This window comes from Pseudomonas sp. TE6288 (genome assembly GCF_054062095.1).
In genome coordinates this window covers 186,244-201,810 of the sequence record NZ_JBSSEW010000006.1, presented here as the reverse complement: position 1 = coordinate 201,810, position 15,567 = coordinate 186,244, and the positions used below count along the sequence as shown (strand labels likewise).

The 15,567-nt window shown below is 65.9% G+C and carries 13 protein-coding genes and 1 pseudogene; 10 read left to right on the top strand and 4 right to left on the bottom strand.

Translation table 11 applies throughout. The features are described from left to right. Positions 1-227 precede the first annotated feature (227 nt). Complete coding sequence (locus ACVWY1_RS08380; protein ID WP_102682297.1) at positions 228-695, top strand: VOC family protein; 468 nt, start codon at positions 228-230, stop codon at positions 693-695. A gap of 87 nt (positions 696-782) precedes the next feature. After that, positions 783-1,976, top strand: a complete 1,194-nt coding sequence (locus tag ACVWY1_RS08375; protein WP_457378107.1) for a hypothetical protein — start codon at positions 783-785, stop codon at positions 1,974-1,976. Between the two features lie 72 nt (positions 1,977-2,048). On the opposite strand, the gene yiaY is transcribed toward ACVWY1_RS08375, so the two are convergent. Both yiaY and ilvA read right to left on the bottom strand, forming a co-directional pair. Next, a complete protein-coding gene (gene yiaY / locus ACVWY1_RS08370; protein ID WP_457378106.1) occupies positions 2,049-3,197 on the bottom strand; it encodes an L-threonine dehydrogenase in 1,149 nt (382 codons plus the stop codon). 82 nt (positions 3,198-3,279) lie between these two features. Continuing rightward, positions 3,280-4,842, bottom strand: coding sequence for a threonine ammonia-lyase, biosynthetic (ilvA, locus tag ACVWY1_RS08365; protein WP_457378105.1), 1,563 nt, complete (start codon positions 4,840-4,842; stop codon positions 3,280-3,282). A 354-nt stretch (positions 4,843-5,196) separates the two neighbouring features. On the opposite strand from ilvA, the gene ACVWY1_RS08360 reads away from it, so the two are divergent. Further along, the gene (locus ACVWY1_RS08360; protein WP_457378104.1) at positions 5,197-6,198 is read left to right on the top strand and encodes a FecR family protein; all 1,002 of its coding nucleotides are present in this window, start codon (positions 5,197-5,199) and stop codon (positions 6,196-6,198) included. A 108-nt stretch (positions 6,199-6,306) separates the two neighbouring features. Here the strand turns inward: ACVWY1_RS08360 and ACVWY1_RS08355 are convergent, their stop codons facing one another. Beyond that, entirely contained in the window at positions 6,307-7,626 is a 1,320-nt protein-coding gene (locus ACVWY1_RS08355; protein ID WP_102682302.1) for a Na+/H+ antiporter family protein, read from the bottom strand. Positions 7,627-7,888: 262 nt separating this feature from the next. Between ACVWY1_RS08355 and ACVWY1_RS08350 the strand changes: the two are divergent. The 7 genes and pseudogenes from ACVWY1_RS08350 to ACVWY1_RS08320 form a co-directional block, all read left to right on the top strand. Further along, positions 7,889-9,178: pseudogene (locus ACVWY1_RS08350) on the top strand (HAMP domain-containing protein); the annotation flags it as partial. 102 nt (positions 9,179-9,280) lie between these two features. Next, positions 9,281-10,036, top strand: a complete 756-nt coding sequence (locus ACVWY1_RS08345; protein WP_371041468.1) for a methyl-accepting chemotaxis protein — start codon at positions 9,281-9,283, stop codon at positions 10,034-10,036. 98 nt (positions 10,037-10,134) lie between these two features. Then, complete coding sequence (locus ACVWY1_RS08340; protein WP_457378103.1) at positions 10,135-11,145, top strand: ABC transporter substrate-binding protein; 1,011 nt, start codon at positions 10,135-10,137, stop codon at positions 11,143-11,145. Next, on the top strand, positions 11,142-11,990 hold the full coding sequence (locus ACVWY1_RS08335; protein ID WP_102682305.1) for an ABC transporter permease: 849 nt from the start codon (positions 11,142-11,144) through the stop codon (positions 11,988-11,990). Before ACVWY1_RS08340 ends, ACVWY1_RS08335 begins: the two co-directional genes overlap by 4 nt. 72 nt (positions 11,991-12,062) lie before the next feature. Further along, positions 12,063-12,926, top strand: coding sequence for a LysR family transcriptional regulator (locus ACVWY1_RS08330; RefSeq protein WP_094011215.1), 864 nt, complete (start codon positions 12,063-12,065; stop codon positions 12,924-12,926). 132 nt (positions 12,927-13,058) lie between these two features. Further along, positions 13,059-13,976 carry an AEC family transporter gene (locus ACVWY1_RS08325; RefSeq protein ID WP_457378102.1) on the top strand — a complete coding sequence of 306 codons (918 nt, stop codon included), beginning with the start codon at positions 13,059-13,061 and terminating at the stop codon, positions 13,974-13,976. 46 nt (positions 13,977-14,022) lie between these two features. Next, positions 14,023-14,634 carry a cell wall hydrolase gene (locus tag ACVWY1_RS08320; RefSeq protein WP_198754561.1) on the top strand — a complete coding sequence of 204 codons (612 nt, stop codon included), beginning with the start codon at positions 14,023-14,025 and terminating at the stop codon, positions 14,632-14,634. Between the two features lie 481 nt (positions 14,635-15,115). On the opposite strand, the gene ACVWY1_RS08315 is transcribed toward ACVWY1_RS08320, so the two are convergent. Then, on the bottom strand, positions 15,116-15,352 hold the full coding sequence (locus ACVWY1_RS08315; protein ID WP_277503811.1) for a hypothetical protein: 237 nt from the start codon (positions 15,350-15,352) through the stop codon (positions 15,116-15,118). Between the last annotated feature and the right edge of the window lie 215 nt (positions 15,353-15,567).

Here is a 15,567-nt window from a genome sequence, read left to right as displayed (position 1 = left end):
GGGGCTGCTGCGCAGCCCATCGCCGGCAAGCCGGCTCCCACGCCGACCGCGCTGCCCTCAAGCCAAGCACCATCCCTGTGGGAGCCGGCTTGCCGGCGATGGGGCGCAACGCGGCCCGTTGTTTTTATAGAGAATCGATATAAAGCAAGTGTCGATTTTCCAGGCTCATGAGCGACTCTAATCACCAAGGCGTTGCAACCCACCCCACGTGAAAGGAGATTACGCAAATGGCAGCCAAGCCCATCCCCGAAGGCCAGCACAGCCTGACACCATACCTCGGCATCAAGGACGCCGCCAAGGCCATCGAATTCTACAAGAGCGCCTTCGGCGCCATGGAAATGTTCCGCCTCGAAGGCCCTGACGGCAGCATCGGCCATGCCGAACTGAAAATCGGCGACTCCTCGCTGATGCTCGGCTCGCCCTGCGACATGGAGGGCGGCCTCAAGCCCAGCGAGACCATCGAGACGCCGGCGGTCGGCCTGCACCTGTATGTCGAGGACTGCGACAAAGTCTATGCCCAGGCCCTGCGCGCTGGCGCGACAGCAGTACGCGAGGTGCAGGACCAGTTCTACGGCGACCGCAGCGGCACCCTGAAGGATCCGTTCAACAACCTGTGGTTCGTCTCCACCCACAAGGAAGACCTCAGCCCCGAGGAAATCCGCGCCCGCGCCGCCAAAATGTTCGGCGGCCAGTGAGCGGCGGGCCCCAGGCTGCAAGCTTCGAGTTGAAAGCCGCCGCGCTTTGCCTGAAGCTTGGGGCTTGTAGCTTGGAGCTGCCCCTCAATGCGAATCATCGAAAAATCCGGCGCCCTGGTGCGCAGCCTGACCCCGGCAGAGGACGAATTGCTGGTGGGCTTCGCCTACGGCACCCTCACCGGCCCCCGCCTGCTGCAGGCCAACCAATGGCTGATGAAAATACGCAGCGCCAACCAATGGCTGGCCTGCGACTGCCGCAAGGATGCCCTGCCGGTGCTCAACGTCTCGTTGAACGGCAGCACCGGCACCCTGTTCCTGCGCAACAACCCCGAAACTCCCGAGCACACCCCAGGCTGCCCGTTCAGCAAGGATGAGCGTGAGGCCGGCGAACGTGCCGAGGAAAGCGCCGCGCCAGCGGCCTGGCTGGCGCCGGATGCGCCACTGCGCCTGCTCGGCGACTATCGCCGCGCCAGTGACGGCGAAACACCCGCAACGTCACGCGAGCCCGGCGAGCGCCGCGAGCAGCAGCGCCTGCTGTCGCTGCTGCTGACCTGGATCGAGGCCAGTGGCCTGAACGTCTACGCCAGCCACCTGAAAAAGGACCTCACCGCGCAGTTTGCCGACCTGCGCACTGTCGCCAGCCGCTACCCGCTGCTGGAGCGGGTACCTGCCAGCAACTACCTGGAAACCCGCCTGGACATGAAGCACATGATGATGCTCAAGGCACGCCTGCGCGAGGCCACGGTGTTCGGCAACCACCGCCGGCATGGCCTGCTGCTCGACTGCGTGGACCAGGTCAAGGGGCGCAAGCTGTTCAACAACCGCAGCGAGGACGGATTCGACTTCCAGGGCCACCACCAGTACTGGGGCGGCAACCGCGCCAGCGGCCCACTGCTAGCCCTGGCGCTGTACTCGCCGGCCACCGCCGGCAGCCATTTCTACGAACTGATCCACGTCGCCAGCGTGCCGGTGCTGTCGCGCGGGCACCTGTTCCCGGTGTACCGCGACGAAGAACGCGAACCGCTCAAGGCGCTGGTGTCGCTGATCGACTGGATGGCCGGCAAGGGCGTCAAGGTGCTGATGCGCCGTCCGGTGATTGGCGGCCAAGTGATGGATGAACTGGTGCTGACCTCGGACCAGGACCGGGTGCTGTCGGTATCGCTGCTGGAGCAACCGATCGGGCCGGAGCCGGATACCGAGAACTTCAAGCGCTACGCCGACTTCAAGAGCCTGGACACCTTCCGCAAGTATGTGGCCGGGTTCTTCATGCGCGAACGCTGAGGGGAAGTCCCACAAGAGCCGGGTCTCGCGGCTCTTGTGGGAGCGGGCTTGCCCCGCGATGACTCGACCAGTCTAAAACGCCGCCTTGAAGATCGCCTCGATCTCCACCTGGCTGGCCACCCGTGGATTGGTCAGCCCGCAGGCATCCTTCAACGCATTGACCGCCAGCACCGGCACATCCTCGACCTTGGCCCCCAGTTCCGCCAGCCCGGCCGGGATGCCGATGGCCGCCGCCAGGTGCTCGATGGCCGAAATCGCAGCGCCGGCCCCCTGCTCGGCGTCCAGCGCGCAGACCTTCACCCCCATGGCCTTGGCCACATCACGCAGGCGCGCGGCGCTGACCTTGGCATTGAAGCGCTGCACATGGGGCAGCAGCACCGCGTTGCACACACCATGGGGCAAGTCGTAGAAGCCACCCAACTGGTGAGCCATGGCATGCACATAGCCCAGCGAGGCATTGTTGAACGCCATGCCCGCGAGGAATTGGGCGTAGGCCATGTTCTCCCGCGCTACCAGGTCACCGCCGTCGGCGACCGCCTGGCGCAGGTTGGCACTGACCAGACTGATGGCCTTGAGCGCGCAGGCATCGGTGATCGGTGTGGCCGCGGTGGACACATAGGCCTCGATGGCATGAGTCAACGCATCCATGCCCGTGGCCGCGGTGAGCCCCTTGGGCATGCCGACCATCAGCGCCGGATCGTTGACCGACAGGATCGGCGTGACGTTGCGGTCGACGATGGCCATTTTCACGTGGCGCGCCTCGTCGGTGATGATGCAGAAGCGGGTCATTTCGCTGGCGGTGCCCGCCGTGGTGTTGATCGCGATCAGCGGCAGCTGCGGCTTGCTCGAGCGGTCGACGCCCTCGTAGTCGCTGATATGCCCGCCGTTGGTGGCGCACAGCGCGATGCCCTTGGCGCAGTCGTGGGGCGAGCCACCGCCCAGGGAGATCACGCAGTCACAGCCCTCGCGGCGCAGCATCGCCAGGCCCGCTTCGACGTTGGCGATGCTCGGGTTGGGCTTGGCGCCGTCGAACACCCGCGAATCGATGTCGCGCATGGCCAGCATGCCGGCGATGCGCTCGGCCACACCGGCCTTGGCCAGTCCGACGTCGGTGACGATCAGCGCCTTGCGCAGGCCATAGCCGGCAATCGCCGCCATCGCCTCTTCAAGGCAGTCGATGCCCATGATGTTTACGGCGGGGATGAAGAACGTGCTGCTCATGGCCGGGGTCCTCTCAAGCTGACGGTAGGTTTTCAGCATCCGCCGGAATGGGCAGGTGGGCATTGATCCAGCGCAACCCGGCCTACCCCATGAACAACCGATAGGCCGGATTCTCCGTCTCGTCCCAGTACTGGTAGCCCATCTCGTCCAGTGCCCGTGGCAACCCGGCCAACTCGTCCTCGGGCACCTCCAGCCCGGCGAACACCCGTGCCTGTGCCGCGCCATGGTTGCGGTAGTGGAACAGGCTGATGTTCCAGCGCTTGCCCAGGCGCTCGAGGAAGCCCAGCAATGCCCCCGGGCGCTCGGGGAATTCGAAGCGCAGCACGCGCTCACCGGCGCCGGGTGCCGCGTGACCGCCGACGGTATGGCGCACGTGCAGCTTGGCCAGTTCGTTGTCGGTCAGGTCGAGCACCTGGTAGCCCTGTTCGCCCAGGCTGGCCAGCAACTGTTGCCGCGGGTCCTGCTGCGGGTGAGTCTGCACGCCAACGAACAGGCGTGCCTCCTTGCCTGGGTAGTAGCGGTAGTTGAACTCGGTGATCTGGCGCTTGCCCAGGGCCAGGCAGAACGCGCGGAAACTGCCGGGGCGCTCGGGGATGGTCACGGCGATGATCGCCTCGCGCTGCTCGCCCAACTCGGCGCGCTCGGCCACGTGGCGCAGGCGGTCGAAGTTGACGTTGGCGCCGGAGTCGATGGCGACCATGGTCTGCCCTTGCAGCCCTTCACGGGCCACGTAGCGCTTGATGCCGGCCACCGCCAGGGCCCCGGAAGGCTCGGTGATCGAGCGGGTGTCATCGTAGATGTCCTTGATCGCGGCGCACAGTTCGTCGCTGCCGACCGTCACCACCTCGTCGACGAAGTGGCGGCACAGCTCGAAGCAGTGCGCCCCCACCTGCGCCACCGCCACACCGTCGGCGAAGGTACCGACCTGCGGCAGGATCACCCGCTCACCTGCGGCCAGGGCGGCCTGCAGGCAGTTGGAGTCCTGCGGTTCGACGCCGATCACCTTGACCTCCGGGCGCAGGTACTTGACATAGGCGGCGATCCCGGCGACCAGGCCACCGCCGCCGACGGGGACGAAGATCGCATGCAACGGGCCTGGGTGCTGGCGCAGGATCTCCATGGCCACGGTCCCCTGCCCGGCGATGACATCGGGGTCGTCGAACGGCGGTACGAAGGTGGCGCCGTCGCGATCGGCCAGTTGCAGGGCGTGGGCCAATGCGTGCGGAAAGCTCTCGCCGTGCAGCACCACATGGCCGCCCCGTGAGCGCACGCCTTCGACCTTGAGCGAGGGTGTGGTGGTCGGCATGACGATGGTGGCCTTGATGCCCAGGTGCGACGCGGCCAGGGCCACACCCTGGGCATGGTTGCCGGCCGAAGCGGTGATCACGCCGCGGGCGCGCTGTGCGGGTGTCAGGCGTGACAGACGGGTGTAGGCGCCGCGGATCTTGAAGGAGAACGTCGGTTGCAGGTCTTCGCGCTTGAGCAGGACCTGGTTGCCCAGGCTGGCCGACAGGGCCGGCGCCGCTTGCAAGGGGGTTTCGATGGCCAGGTCGTACACCGGCGCCGAGAGAATCCGACGCACTTGCTCGGACAGCAGTTGTTGGGGGGTTGCCGGGGTACGAGGGGTGGCGCTGAGGCTGGTCATCGATGACTCCTGGTTTTTTTGTCGTGCCCAGGAGTCAGAGAGAAGAAACCCGCCTCCAGGGCGGGTTCAGTGCATGTGTGCGCTAGCCCGCCAATCTGATAATGGCGGTAATAATGCTGAGGGCGCTGTACTGCGGGAATAGGTTCATGGGCTGGGAAACTAGCGTGTGGCGCAAGAAAAAGTCAAGGCTTGGCGCTACCGCCCTGGTCGACGCCCACGAAGTCCCCTGCCCTGTCGCAGATGAAACCCAACCGCAGATACGACGAAAAACTGCACAATTGATAGTCATTCGCCATTAACTCGTTCTCGGAACCCCCCGCCCGGGGGTAGAATGCCGCAAAACCGGGAGCCGCGATGAATCAGGACCGCCACATTCCAAGCGAAGACGATGCAATCACCGATGCCGCCGCGCATTGGTGCATGCGCCTGCACGCCGACGATTGCACGGCGGCCGAGCGTGAGGCGTTCGGCCAATGGTTGGCTGCCGACCCGCGGCATGCCGAGGAATACCAGGCGATGCTGGAAATCTGGGACACCGCCGATCTGCTGCCGCGCACCGCCCAGGTGATCCCGCTGCCCGTGCCGCGCCCGGCGGCGACGCGCCACTGGCGCCCGTTCGCCTCCGCCGCGGCCATCGCCCTGCTCGCCCTGCCGCTGGCAGGCTGGCTCGGCTGGGAACAGGGCTGGCTGCCCAACGGCTACCAGCATTTCGAAGCCAGCGACCACCTGCGGCAGGTACGCCTGGGCGACGGCAGCAGCGTCGAGCTGAACCTCAACAGCGAGCTGCGCTTCCTGAACTTCAAGGATGAGCGCCGGGTCACCCTGATCAAGGGCGAGGCATTCTTCAAGGTCACCCACGACAGCAGCCACCCGTTCATCGTCCACGCCGCCGACGGCCAGACCCGGGTCACCGGCACCCAGTTCAACGTGTGGAAGTACCAGGACCAGGTCAAGGTGACGCTGGTGGAAGGTTCGGTGCTGGTCAGCAGCGGCGGCGGCTCCGGCGGCTATCGCCTTGGCCCGGGCATGCAGGCCAGCTACCACAAGGGCGATTTCGAACCCGAACTGAACCAGAGCGACGACTACGCCAACAGTCTGGCCTGGCGCAGCGGCAGGCTGGTGCTGGACAACCTCAGCCTCGGCCAGGCGCTGCCGGTGATCAACCGTTACCTGGACAAACCGCTCATCCTGGCCGACGACAGCACCGCCAACATTCGCATCAGTGGCATCTACAGCACCCGCGAGGTGGAACGCCTGGTCGACACGCTGCCCAAGGTGCTGCCGGTATACCTGACCCGCAGCAAGGACGGCAGCACCGTCCTCAACCGTATCGTGCCGGCGCCGACCCGCGGCTGATCAGAGGCGGCCTGTGCTCTCCTGGGGCGCGCGGGAGCGATGCGTCATATGGCACCGGCTGCGCCGGTGATCGCGGGGCTCGCCCGCTCCCACGCTGGCCCCTCGGAATCAGAGCGTCATCGCCGCCAACCAGCCAAACGCCAGCAGCGGCAGGTTGTAGTGGAGGAACGTCGGCACCACGGTGTCCCAGATATGGTGGTGCTGGCCATCCACGTTCAGCCCGGAGGTCGGCCCCAGGGTCGAGTCCGAAGCCGGCGAACCGGCATCGCCTAGTGCACCGGCAGTACCGACGATGCACACGGTGGCCAGCGGATCGAAGCCCAACTGCACGCATAGCGGCACGAAGATCGCCGCCAGGATCGGCACGGTGGAAAACGACGAGCCGATGCCCATGGTCACCAGCAGCCCCACCAGCAGCATCAGCAACGCACCAATGCCCTTGCTGTGGTCGATCCATTGCGCCGATGTCTCCACCAGGCTCTTCACCTCGCCGGTGGCCTTCATCACTTCGGCGAAGCCGGAGGCAGCGATCATTATGAAGCCGATCATCGCCATCATCTTCATGCCTTCGGTGAACAGGTCGTCGGTGTCCTTCCAGCGCACGATCCCCGACAGCGAGAAGATCAGGAATCCGACCATCGCGCCGATGATCATCGAGTCCAGCCACAGCTGGATGATGAACGCCGCGGCGATCGCCACCCCGGCCACCAGCAGGGTCACCGGGTTGTACTGCACGCTGACCTGCTCGACCTGCTCGATCCGCGCCAGGTCGTAATCACGTTTCTTGCGGTAGCTGAAGCACACCGCCAGCAACAGGCCGGCGAGCATGCCCGCGGCGGGAATGGCCATGGCGTGGGTGACATTGACCCCGCTCACGTCGACGCCGGCGCGGGCGACGTTGGCCAGCAGGATCTCGTTGAGAAAGATGTTGCCGAAACCGACCGGCAGGAACATGTACGGGGTGATCAGGCCGAAGGTGATCACGCAGGCAATCAGCCGGCGGTCGATGCGCAGGCGGGTCAGCACGTACAGCAGCGGCGGCACCAGCAACGGGATGAAGGCGATGTGGATCGGCAGGATGTTCTGCGACGACACCGCCACCACCAGCATCAGGCCGATCAGCAGCCACTTGATCTTGCCACCGTCGGCATGGCCCTGGCGATCGATCATCGCCAGCGCCCGATCGGCCAGGGCATGGGCCAGGCCGGACTTGGCAATGGCCACCGCGAAGGCGCCGAGCAGCGCGTACGACAACGCCACCGTGGCACCGCCACCCAGGCCACCATTGAAGGCCTTGAGGGTGCCCTCGATACCCAGCCCACCGACCAGGCCTCCGGCCAGGGCGCCGATGATCAGGGCGATGACCACATGCACACGGGACAGGCTCAGGATCAGCATGAGCCCGACCGCGGCAATCACTGCATTCATGGTGTGCAAACCTCGTTACGACAGACAAAAAGCGGGCATTCCGGCGACAGACTGCGCGCAGGCAGTGGCCGGACCAGGGGATGTTGTTATGAAGGGCGCACACTCTGAAGCACAGACCGGCAGAAGTCAAAAGCGTCTGCGCCGCGGCCCTTTGTAGGGAATAGACGAAAGTCGCAGGGTTTAATTGAACGTTTGAATAAAGAAAAATCCGAGCAGGCCGACACAGTCGGCAGCATCAAACCTATTACAAGGGATTTTCCCCATGCCTTTGCTGCGACAACTCTCCATCCAATGGAAGATCACCCTGCTGGCGGGCCTGTGCCTGGCGGCAATCGTCACCCTGCTCGTCGGCCTTTCGCTGTACCGCATGGACCACAGTTCGGACCTGGTGAAAGCCAGCAGCATGCGCATGCTCTCCGACTCGGCCCAGTCGCGCATCGAGTCCCAGGGCGAGGTCCAGGCCCTGAACATCCGTCGTCAGTTCATGGACGCCTACCAGTACGGCGCCGGTTTCGCCCGCCAGGTGCTGTTCCTGCGTGAGCAGGCGGAAAAGCGCTTCCTCGACGCCTACGATCTGCGCCAGGACATGACTGCCCAGGTGCGTGCCGCGCTGCAGGCCAACCCCGACCTGCTCGGCCTGTCGCTGGTGTTCGAACCGGGCGCGCTGGATGGCAAGGACAAGCTGTTCGCCGGCCAGGGCGAGTTGGGCAGCAACGAGACCGGGCGCTTCGCCCTGTACTGGTCGCAGCCGCGGGTCGGCCAGCTGACCTCGATGGCGCTGCCCGAGCACGACATGGCCAACACCGAGATCGGCCCCAGCGGCCAGCCGGCCAACACCTGGTGGGTGTGCCCGCGCAGCACCGGCACAGTGTGCGTGGTCGAGCCGTACTTCTATGACATCGACGGCCAGCGGGTGCTGATGACCAGCATCGTCTTCCCGCTCAAGGCTGGCGACAAGGTCATCGCCACCCTGTCCATCGACATCAACCTCAACAGTTTGCAGGCTTTGAGCCAGACCGCCAGCCGCAGCCTTTACGAGGGCCAGACCACCGTCGGCATCCTCAGCCCCGTGGGCCTGCTGGCCGGTTACAGCGCCGATGCCGGCAAGCTGGCCCAGCGCTTCGACCAGGTCGACCGGACCCAGGGCGCGGAACTGGTGCGCAAGCTTGCCGAAGGCAAATTGCAGATCCTCCACGACCAGCAGCGCCTGAAAGTACTGGCCGCCTTCGAGCCGATCCCCGGCGGCAAGCCCTGGGGCGTGCTGCTGGATGTGCCGGAAAGTGCCCTGACCGGGCCGGCCGAGGCGCTCAAGGTAGAACTCGACGCCCTCAACAACAGCGGCACCCTGCTCGAACTGGGCCTGGGCCTGGCCGCCGCCATCGCCGGCCTGCTGCTGGTGTGGCTGATGGCCCGCGGCGTGACCCGGCCGATCCTTGGCGTGGCCGCCATGCTCAAGGACATCGCCAGCGGCGAAGGCGACCTGACCCGCCGCCTGCAATACGACAAGCAGGATGAACTGGGCGAGCTGGCCGGCTGGTTCAACCGCTTCCTCGACAAGTTGCAGCCGACCATCGCCGAGGTCAAGCGCTCGGTCCAGGCCGCCCGCGGCACCGCCGACCAGTCCGCGGCCATCGCCGCCGAGACCAGCGCCGGCATGGAGCAGCAGTACCGCCAGGTCGACCAGGTGGCCACCGCCTCCCACGAAATGAGCGCCACTGCCCAGGATGTCGCCCGCAGCGCGGCCCAGGCCGCCCAGGCCGCGCGTGAAGCCGACCAGGCCACCCGCGAAGGCCTGGCGGTGATCGACCGCACCACCACCAGCATCGACACCCTGGCCGCCGACATGAGCGGCGCCATGGCCCAGGTCGAGGGCCTGGCGCGCAACAGCGAGAAGATCGGTTCGGTGCTCGAGGTCATCCGCTCGATCGCCGAGCAGACCAACCTGCTGGCGCTCAACGCCGCGATCGAGGCGGCCCGTGCCGGCGAGGCTGGCCGCGGCTTCGCCGTGGTCGCCGACGAAGTGCGCAACCTGGCGCGCCGCACCCAGGAGTCGGTGGAGGAAACACGCCAGGTGATCGAGGCCCTGCAGGCCGGCACTCAGGAAGTGGTCGGCGCCATGGACAGCAGCCATCGCCAGGCCCAGGGTGGCGTGGAACAGGTCGGCCAGGCCGTTACCGCGCTGCAGCGCATCGGCCAGGCGGTGACCGTGATCACCGACATGAACCTGCAGATCGCCAGCGCCGCCGAGGAACAGAGCGCGGTGGCCGAGGAGATCAACAGCAACGTCGCCACCATCCGTGACGTGACCGAGTCGCTGAGCGGCCAGGCCAACGAATCGGCACGGGTCAGCCAGTCGCTCAACAGCCTGGCCAACCAGCAGCAGGGGTTGATGGATCAGTTCCGCGTTTAACTGCCAAACGCCAGGGCCGCTCGCAGGTGGTCTCGGCTGCAAAGCCTCGTCGTCTACACTTTTGCCGGAACCCACGGACCGGCACCGACGAGGCCCCGATGAAGAAAGTTCCTACCCTGCTGGCCAGCCTGCTCCTTGCCTTCGGCCTGGCCAGCACCGACTCCGCCGCTGCGGCAGAGCAACCCATCCACTTCGGCGCTATCGGCTGGGAAAGCGGCGCACTGACCACCGAGATCCTGCGCCTGATCGTCGAACGTGGCTACGACTACCCCACCGACACCCTGCCCGGCAGCACCGTGAGCATGGAAGTGGCCCTGGCGCGCAACGACCTGCAAGTGATCGCCGAGGAATGGGCCGGGCGCAGCCCAGCCTGGGTCAAGGCCGAGCAGGCCGGCCAGGTGTTCGCCCTGGGCGACACGGTGAAGAACGCGGAGGAAGGCTGGTGGGTACCGGCCTACATCATAAAGGGCGACCCGGCACGCAACCTCGAACCCCTTGCGCCGGACTTGCGCAGCGTCGACGACCTCAAACGCTACCCCCAGGTATTCGACGACCCCGAGGCGCCCGGCAAGGGCCGCTTCCTCAACAGCCCCAGCGGCTGGACTTCCGAGACCGTCAACAGCCAGAAGCTCAAGGCCTATGGCCTGGACGGGCTGTACAACAACTTCCGCAGCGGCACCGGCGCGGCCCTCGACGCCGAGATCACCGCCAAGATCAAGCTCGGCAAGCCCGTGCTGTTCTACTACTGGAGCCCTACTCCGCTGATGGGCCGCTACGACCTGGTACGCCTCGAAGAGCCCCCGTTCGATGCAGCCGCCTGGGCCACCCTCACAGATCCCGCCAATCCCGCTCCCAAAGGCAGCCGTTCGTTGCCGGCCAAGCTCTCGATCGGGGTGTCGAAGGCGTTTCGTGACGCCCACCCGGACCTGGTCGCCGTATTCGAGAAAGTCGACCTGCCCATCGACACCCTGAACAAGGCACTCGCCGACATGAGCGAAACCCGGCAGAAACCTCGCGACGCGGCGATCGCCTTCCTGCGTGACAACCCCGCGGTGTGGAAGGCCTGGCTGCCCGCCGAAAACGCCGCCAAGGTCGAGGCCGGCCTGTGAGCGGTGGTTTTCCCGAAGCCCTGCAATTTTCTTTCGCCGCTTGGGTCAACCGCCTGGTCGACTGGCTGGTCCTGCACTATGGCGACCATCTGCGCACCGTCTCCGACCAGTTGCTGCAACTGCTGCTAGGCCTGGAAAACCTGCTCCGCCTGCTGCCCTGGTGGCTGCTGCTGGTGCTGGTCGGCCTGCTGGCCTGGCATGCCAGCCGCAGCCTGGTCCGGGCGTTGATGCTGCCACTACTGCTGGCACTGATTGGCATGCTCGGGCTGTGGGACAAGCTGCTGCAGACCCTCGCCCTGGTGCTGGTCAGCACCGGCCTGTGCGTGCTGATCGGGGTGCCGCTGGGCATCCTGCTGGCCACCCGGCCCCTGGCCCGGCGCCTGATCCTGCCGGTGCTCGACGTGATGCAGACCCTGCCGGCCTTCGTCTACCTGATCCCGGTACTGATGCTGTTCGGCCTGGGCAAGGTGCCGGCAGTGTTCGCCACCCTGATCTACGCCCTGCCGCCGCTGGTGCGCCTGACCGAGCTGGGCCTTTCGCAGATTGACCCGTCGCTGCTGCAGGCCGCCCACGGCCTGGGTGCCAGCCGCTGGCAACGGCTGCGACGCATCGCCTTGCCGCTGGCCCTGCCAAGCATCATGGCCGGGCTCAACCAGTCGGTGATGATGGCCCTGTCGATGGTGGTGGTCGCCTCGATGATCGGCGCCCGCGGGCTGGGCGAGGACGTGCTGGCCGGTATCCAGACCCTCAACGTTGGCCAAGGCGTCGAGGCGGGCCTGGCGATCGTCGCGCTGGCGATGGTGATCGACCGCATCAGCCAGGCATACGGACGCCCCGGGCGTTGAGGCTCGCATTCGCGTATCGTACCTATTGCCCTCGACAGGGTGAGCCCGCCACGTCACGAACCGGAGCCCCGCGTGTCCCTCAAAGCCCTGCGCACCCTGGTCACCATCGCCCGCCATGGCACCTTCGCCCGCGCCGCCGACCTGCTGAGCTTGACGCCCTCGGCGGTGAGCCTGCACATCAAGACCCTGGAAGACGAGCTGCAGGTCGCCCTGTTCGACCGCAGCCGCCGCCAGGTAATGCTGACCGAGGCCGGGCAGCTGGCGGTGGCCCGCGCCGAAGGCATCCTGGCTGCCTACGACGAACTGGCCGACACCCTGGCCAGCGGCCCGAGCCTGCGCGGTCGCCTGCGTATCGGGGCGATCCACACCGTACTCGCCCGGCGCCTGCCCAGGGCACTGGTGTGGATCAAGGCGCACCACCCCGAGCTGCATGTCAGCGTGGTGTCGGGCATGTCTGCGGAACTCGCCCGGCGGGTCGAAGATGGCGAGCTGGACGCGGCGATCACTACCGAACCGGTCAGCCCCTACCCGCAAAGCCTGCAGTACACGCCGCTGTTCGAGGACCGATTCTGGGCCATCGCCAGCCCGGATCTGGCAGGCCAGAGCTTGTCTGCGCTGCTCGCCAGCCAGCCGTTCCTGCGCTTCGACAAACGCGCCTGGGCCGGCCGCCAGATCGAACAGGAACTGCGCCGTCAGCGCCTGCAGGTCAACGAGCAGATGGAGCTGGACAGCCAGGAGGCCCTGGCGCGCATGGCGGCCATGGGGCTCGGGGTGGCGGTCATCCCCATGAGCGATGACGACCTGGAACGGCTGCCCGCTGCCACCGTGCTGCCCTTCGGTGAACCGCAGCTGACCCGGCGCATGGTGCTGCTGGAACATGAAAAGAGCCAGCGGCGGCACCTGAGCGCGGTGTTGAAGACCGCGCTCGAGGCTTGAACGCCGACGAAAGCGCTGCGCAGCCGCCCTGGACAATGCATTTTTTCTCAACGGTCACTCAAGAAAACACCGTTTTTTCTGCTCACTCAACTCCGCTAGTCTGTGCCCGTACCCGGCCACGGACCACCCGCCATGCTCCACCTGCTGCTCACTACTCTCGTCCCGATCATCCTGCTCATCGCCCTGGGCACCTGGCTGCGGGTCCGTGGCTTTCTCGCCGAAACCTTCTGGCCCGGCGCCGAACGCCTGAGCTATTACGTGCTGCTGCCGTCGTTGTTCCTGCACGGCCTGGCCACCGCCAACCTTGAAGGCGTGCCGGTACTGGGCATGGTCGGCGTGCTGATGCTCTCGACCCTGCTCGGCGCCCTGCTGCTGGTGCTCTACCAGGGCGTCGCCAGCCATGACGGCGGCGACTTCACCTCGGTGTTCCAGGGTGGCGTGCGCTTCAACAACTACATTGGCGCCACCCTGGCCGCCGGCCTCTACGGCACTGCCGGCATCGCCCTGGCGGCGGTGGCCAACGCCGCCATCGTGCCGCTGGTCAACCTGCTCTGTGTGCTGGTATTCGCCCGCTTCAGCGCACGCCACAGCTCACCGACCACAGTGCTCAAGGCGATCTTCGCCAACCCGTTGATCATCGGCTGCGCGGCTGGCCTGTTGCTACGGGTAACCGGCCTCGGCCTGCCGGTCGGCCTGGAGCCCACGGTCAAGGCCCTGGGCCAGGCGGCGCTGCCGCTTGGCTTGCTGTGCGTCGGCGCGGCGCTCGGCGGGGCGCGACTGGGCCAGCAGGTCAGGCCGGTGCTGGCGGCGTCGCTATTCAAGTTCCTGGTCATGCCGGTGACTACCTGGGGCCTGTGCCGGTTGCTCGGGCTGGGTGGCCAGGCAGCGGTGGTGGCGGTGCTGTTCCAGGCACTGCCCACCGCTTCCTCGTCCTATGTGATGGCCCGGCAGATGGGCGGCAATGCACCGTTGATGGCCACCATCATCGCCCTGCAGACCATCACCGCCGCCGCGACCCTGCCCCTGGTGCTGAGCCTGACACTGAATTGAAGCCGAACGGCTAGACTGTGAGCAGCCCTCTCGCGGAGTCTCGATCATGCGCCTTGCGTGGATGCTGTTCGGTGTGTCCCTGACCCTGCTCGCAGGCCCCCTCCCCGCCGCTGACAGCCAGCAGGCCGCCGTTGCCGAAGACAAGGCGCAGGTGCTCGAGGAGAAGGTGGTCGAGGACGCCCCGCCGCCGAAAAAACAGGAAACCCTGACTCCCGGCGAAGTCCAGGCCGTCGACCCGGCGGGCCAGGCGCCGATGGACGACAGCATCACCTGCCTGGCCCGCACCATCTACTGGGAAGCCAAGGGCGCCGACGCCGAGGACATGAGCGCGGTGGCCAGCGTGGTGCTCAATCGCCTCGGCCACGAAGGCTTCCCCGACAGTATCTGCGCGGTGGTCAAGCAGGGAGTTGAGAGCAAGAGCTGCCAGTTCTCCTGGTGGTGCGACGGGCGCCCCGATCAGGTGGAAGAAGCGCAGCGCTACGCCGTGGCCAAGGAAATCGCCCGCAAGGCACTCAACCAGCAGCTCAAGGACCCCACCGGCGGCGCCCTGTATTTCCATGACCGTAGCGTCCGCCCCGACTGGGCCAAGGCCTATCGCAAGACGGCCCAGACGACGCACTTCCTGTTCTACAAGCCGAACCAGGCCTTGGCCCGCTAGGCATCAGAAACCGACCGTTGCCGATACCCGCCAGGTCAGGCCAGTAGGCGATGTCGAGCACATTTTGCACGCTGGCGCACAGGCGTGGGCAAGGGGCGAATCAGAGAGTTCAGGGACATCCGCAATGCACCTGTTGGAGGGTGATGCGCTGAGTGCGCGCGTTCACAGCGCCACCAACAGGCAATGCTCGCAGGCCCTGACCATGTAGCGCTTGACCGTGCGCTCACTGACGCTCACTGACCCGCAGGCGGGCGGTGATATTGGCGTAGTCCAGGCGTCGCTGGAGCCAGTCGCGATGTGCTTGATAGAGAGCGCTTAGCGGAGGGACGGTTGCCGCGGTGGACTCGGTCATCAAGAGCACGCTGATGCGGGTGTAGATGAGACGGTTCTTTTTGACTTCAATGCATTGGCCAATCGCTGCGGCCCTGAGGGGAATGCAGTTATGTTCGCCATTTCACTGAGCTGCCCACCCCGAGTTATATCAGTCGAACTCAATAGGAGGCTGACAGTCGCCGGCTGAACTTCGAGCCGTCCCGGCCGGGCATACGCTTGATCCAACGTCACCGATGAACGTGGCGGCAACCTGCAGCGTCTTCTGCGCAATGCTGCTTTGGAAAAACGGTGAAGCGCCCTTGGGAGAGCTCGCCGGCTCATTGCCATAGGCTATCTGGGTCAAGCTTGCAGATACCAGCAACGCGGCCGATACAACCTTTTTCATACAGTGTCCTTTCAGTAATTTCTGGTTTCATTAGCGCAGACGAAGCATTTTCTCCTGCAGCCCGACAGACTCTATCTGTCATTCATCCCAGGCAGCGTTAGGAAAAGACCACTTCGCCGCTTTAAAGCACTCCGCTAGCTTGTGGGAAATAGTACTGGAGGACATGTCGGCGCCAAGGTACCGGGCCAGCCGCCGTGAGGCCGCGCGGGCTGCGC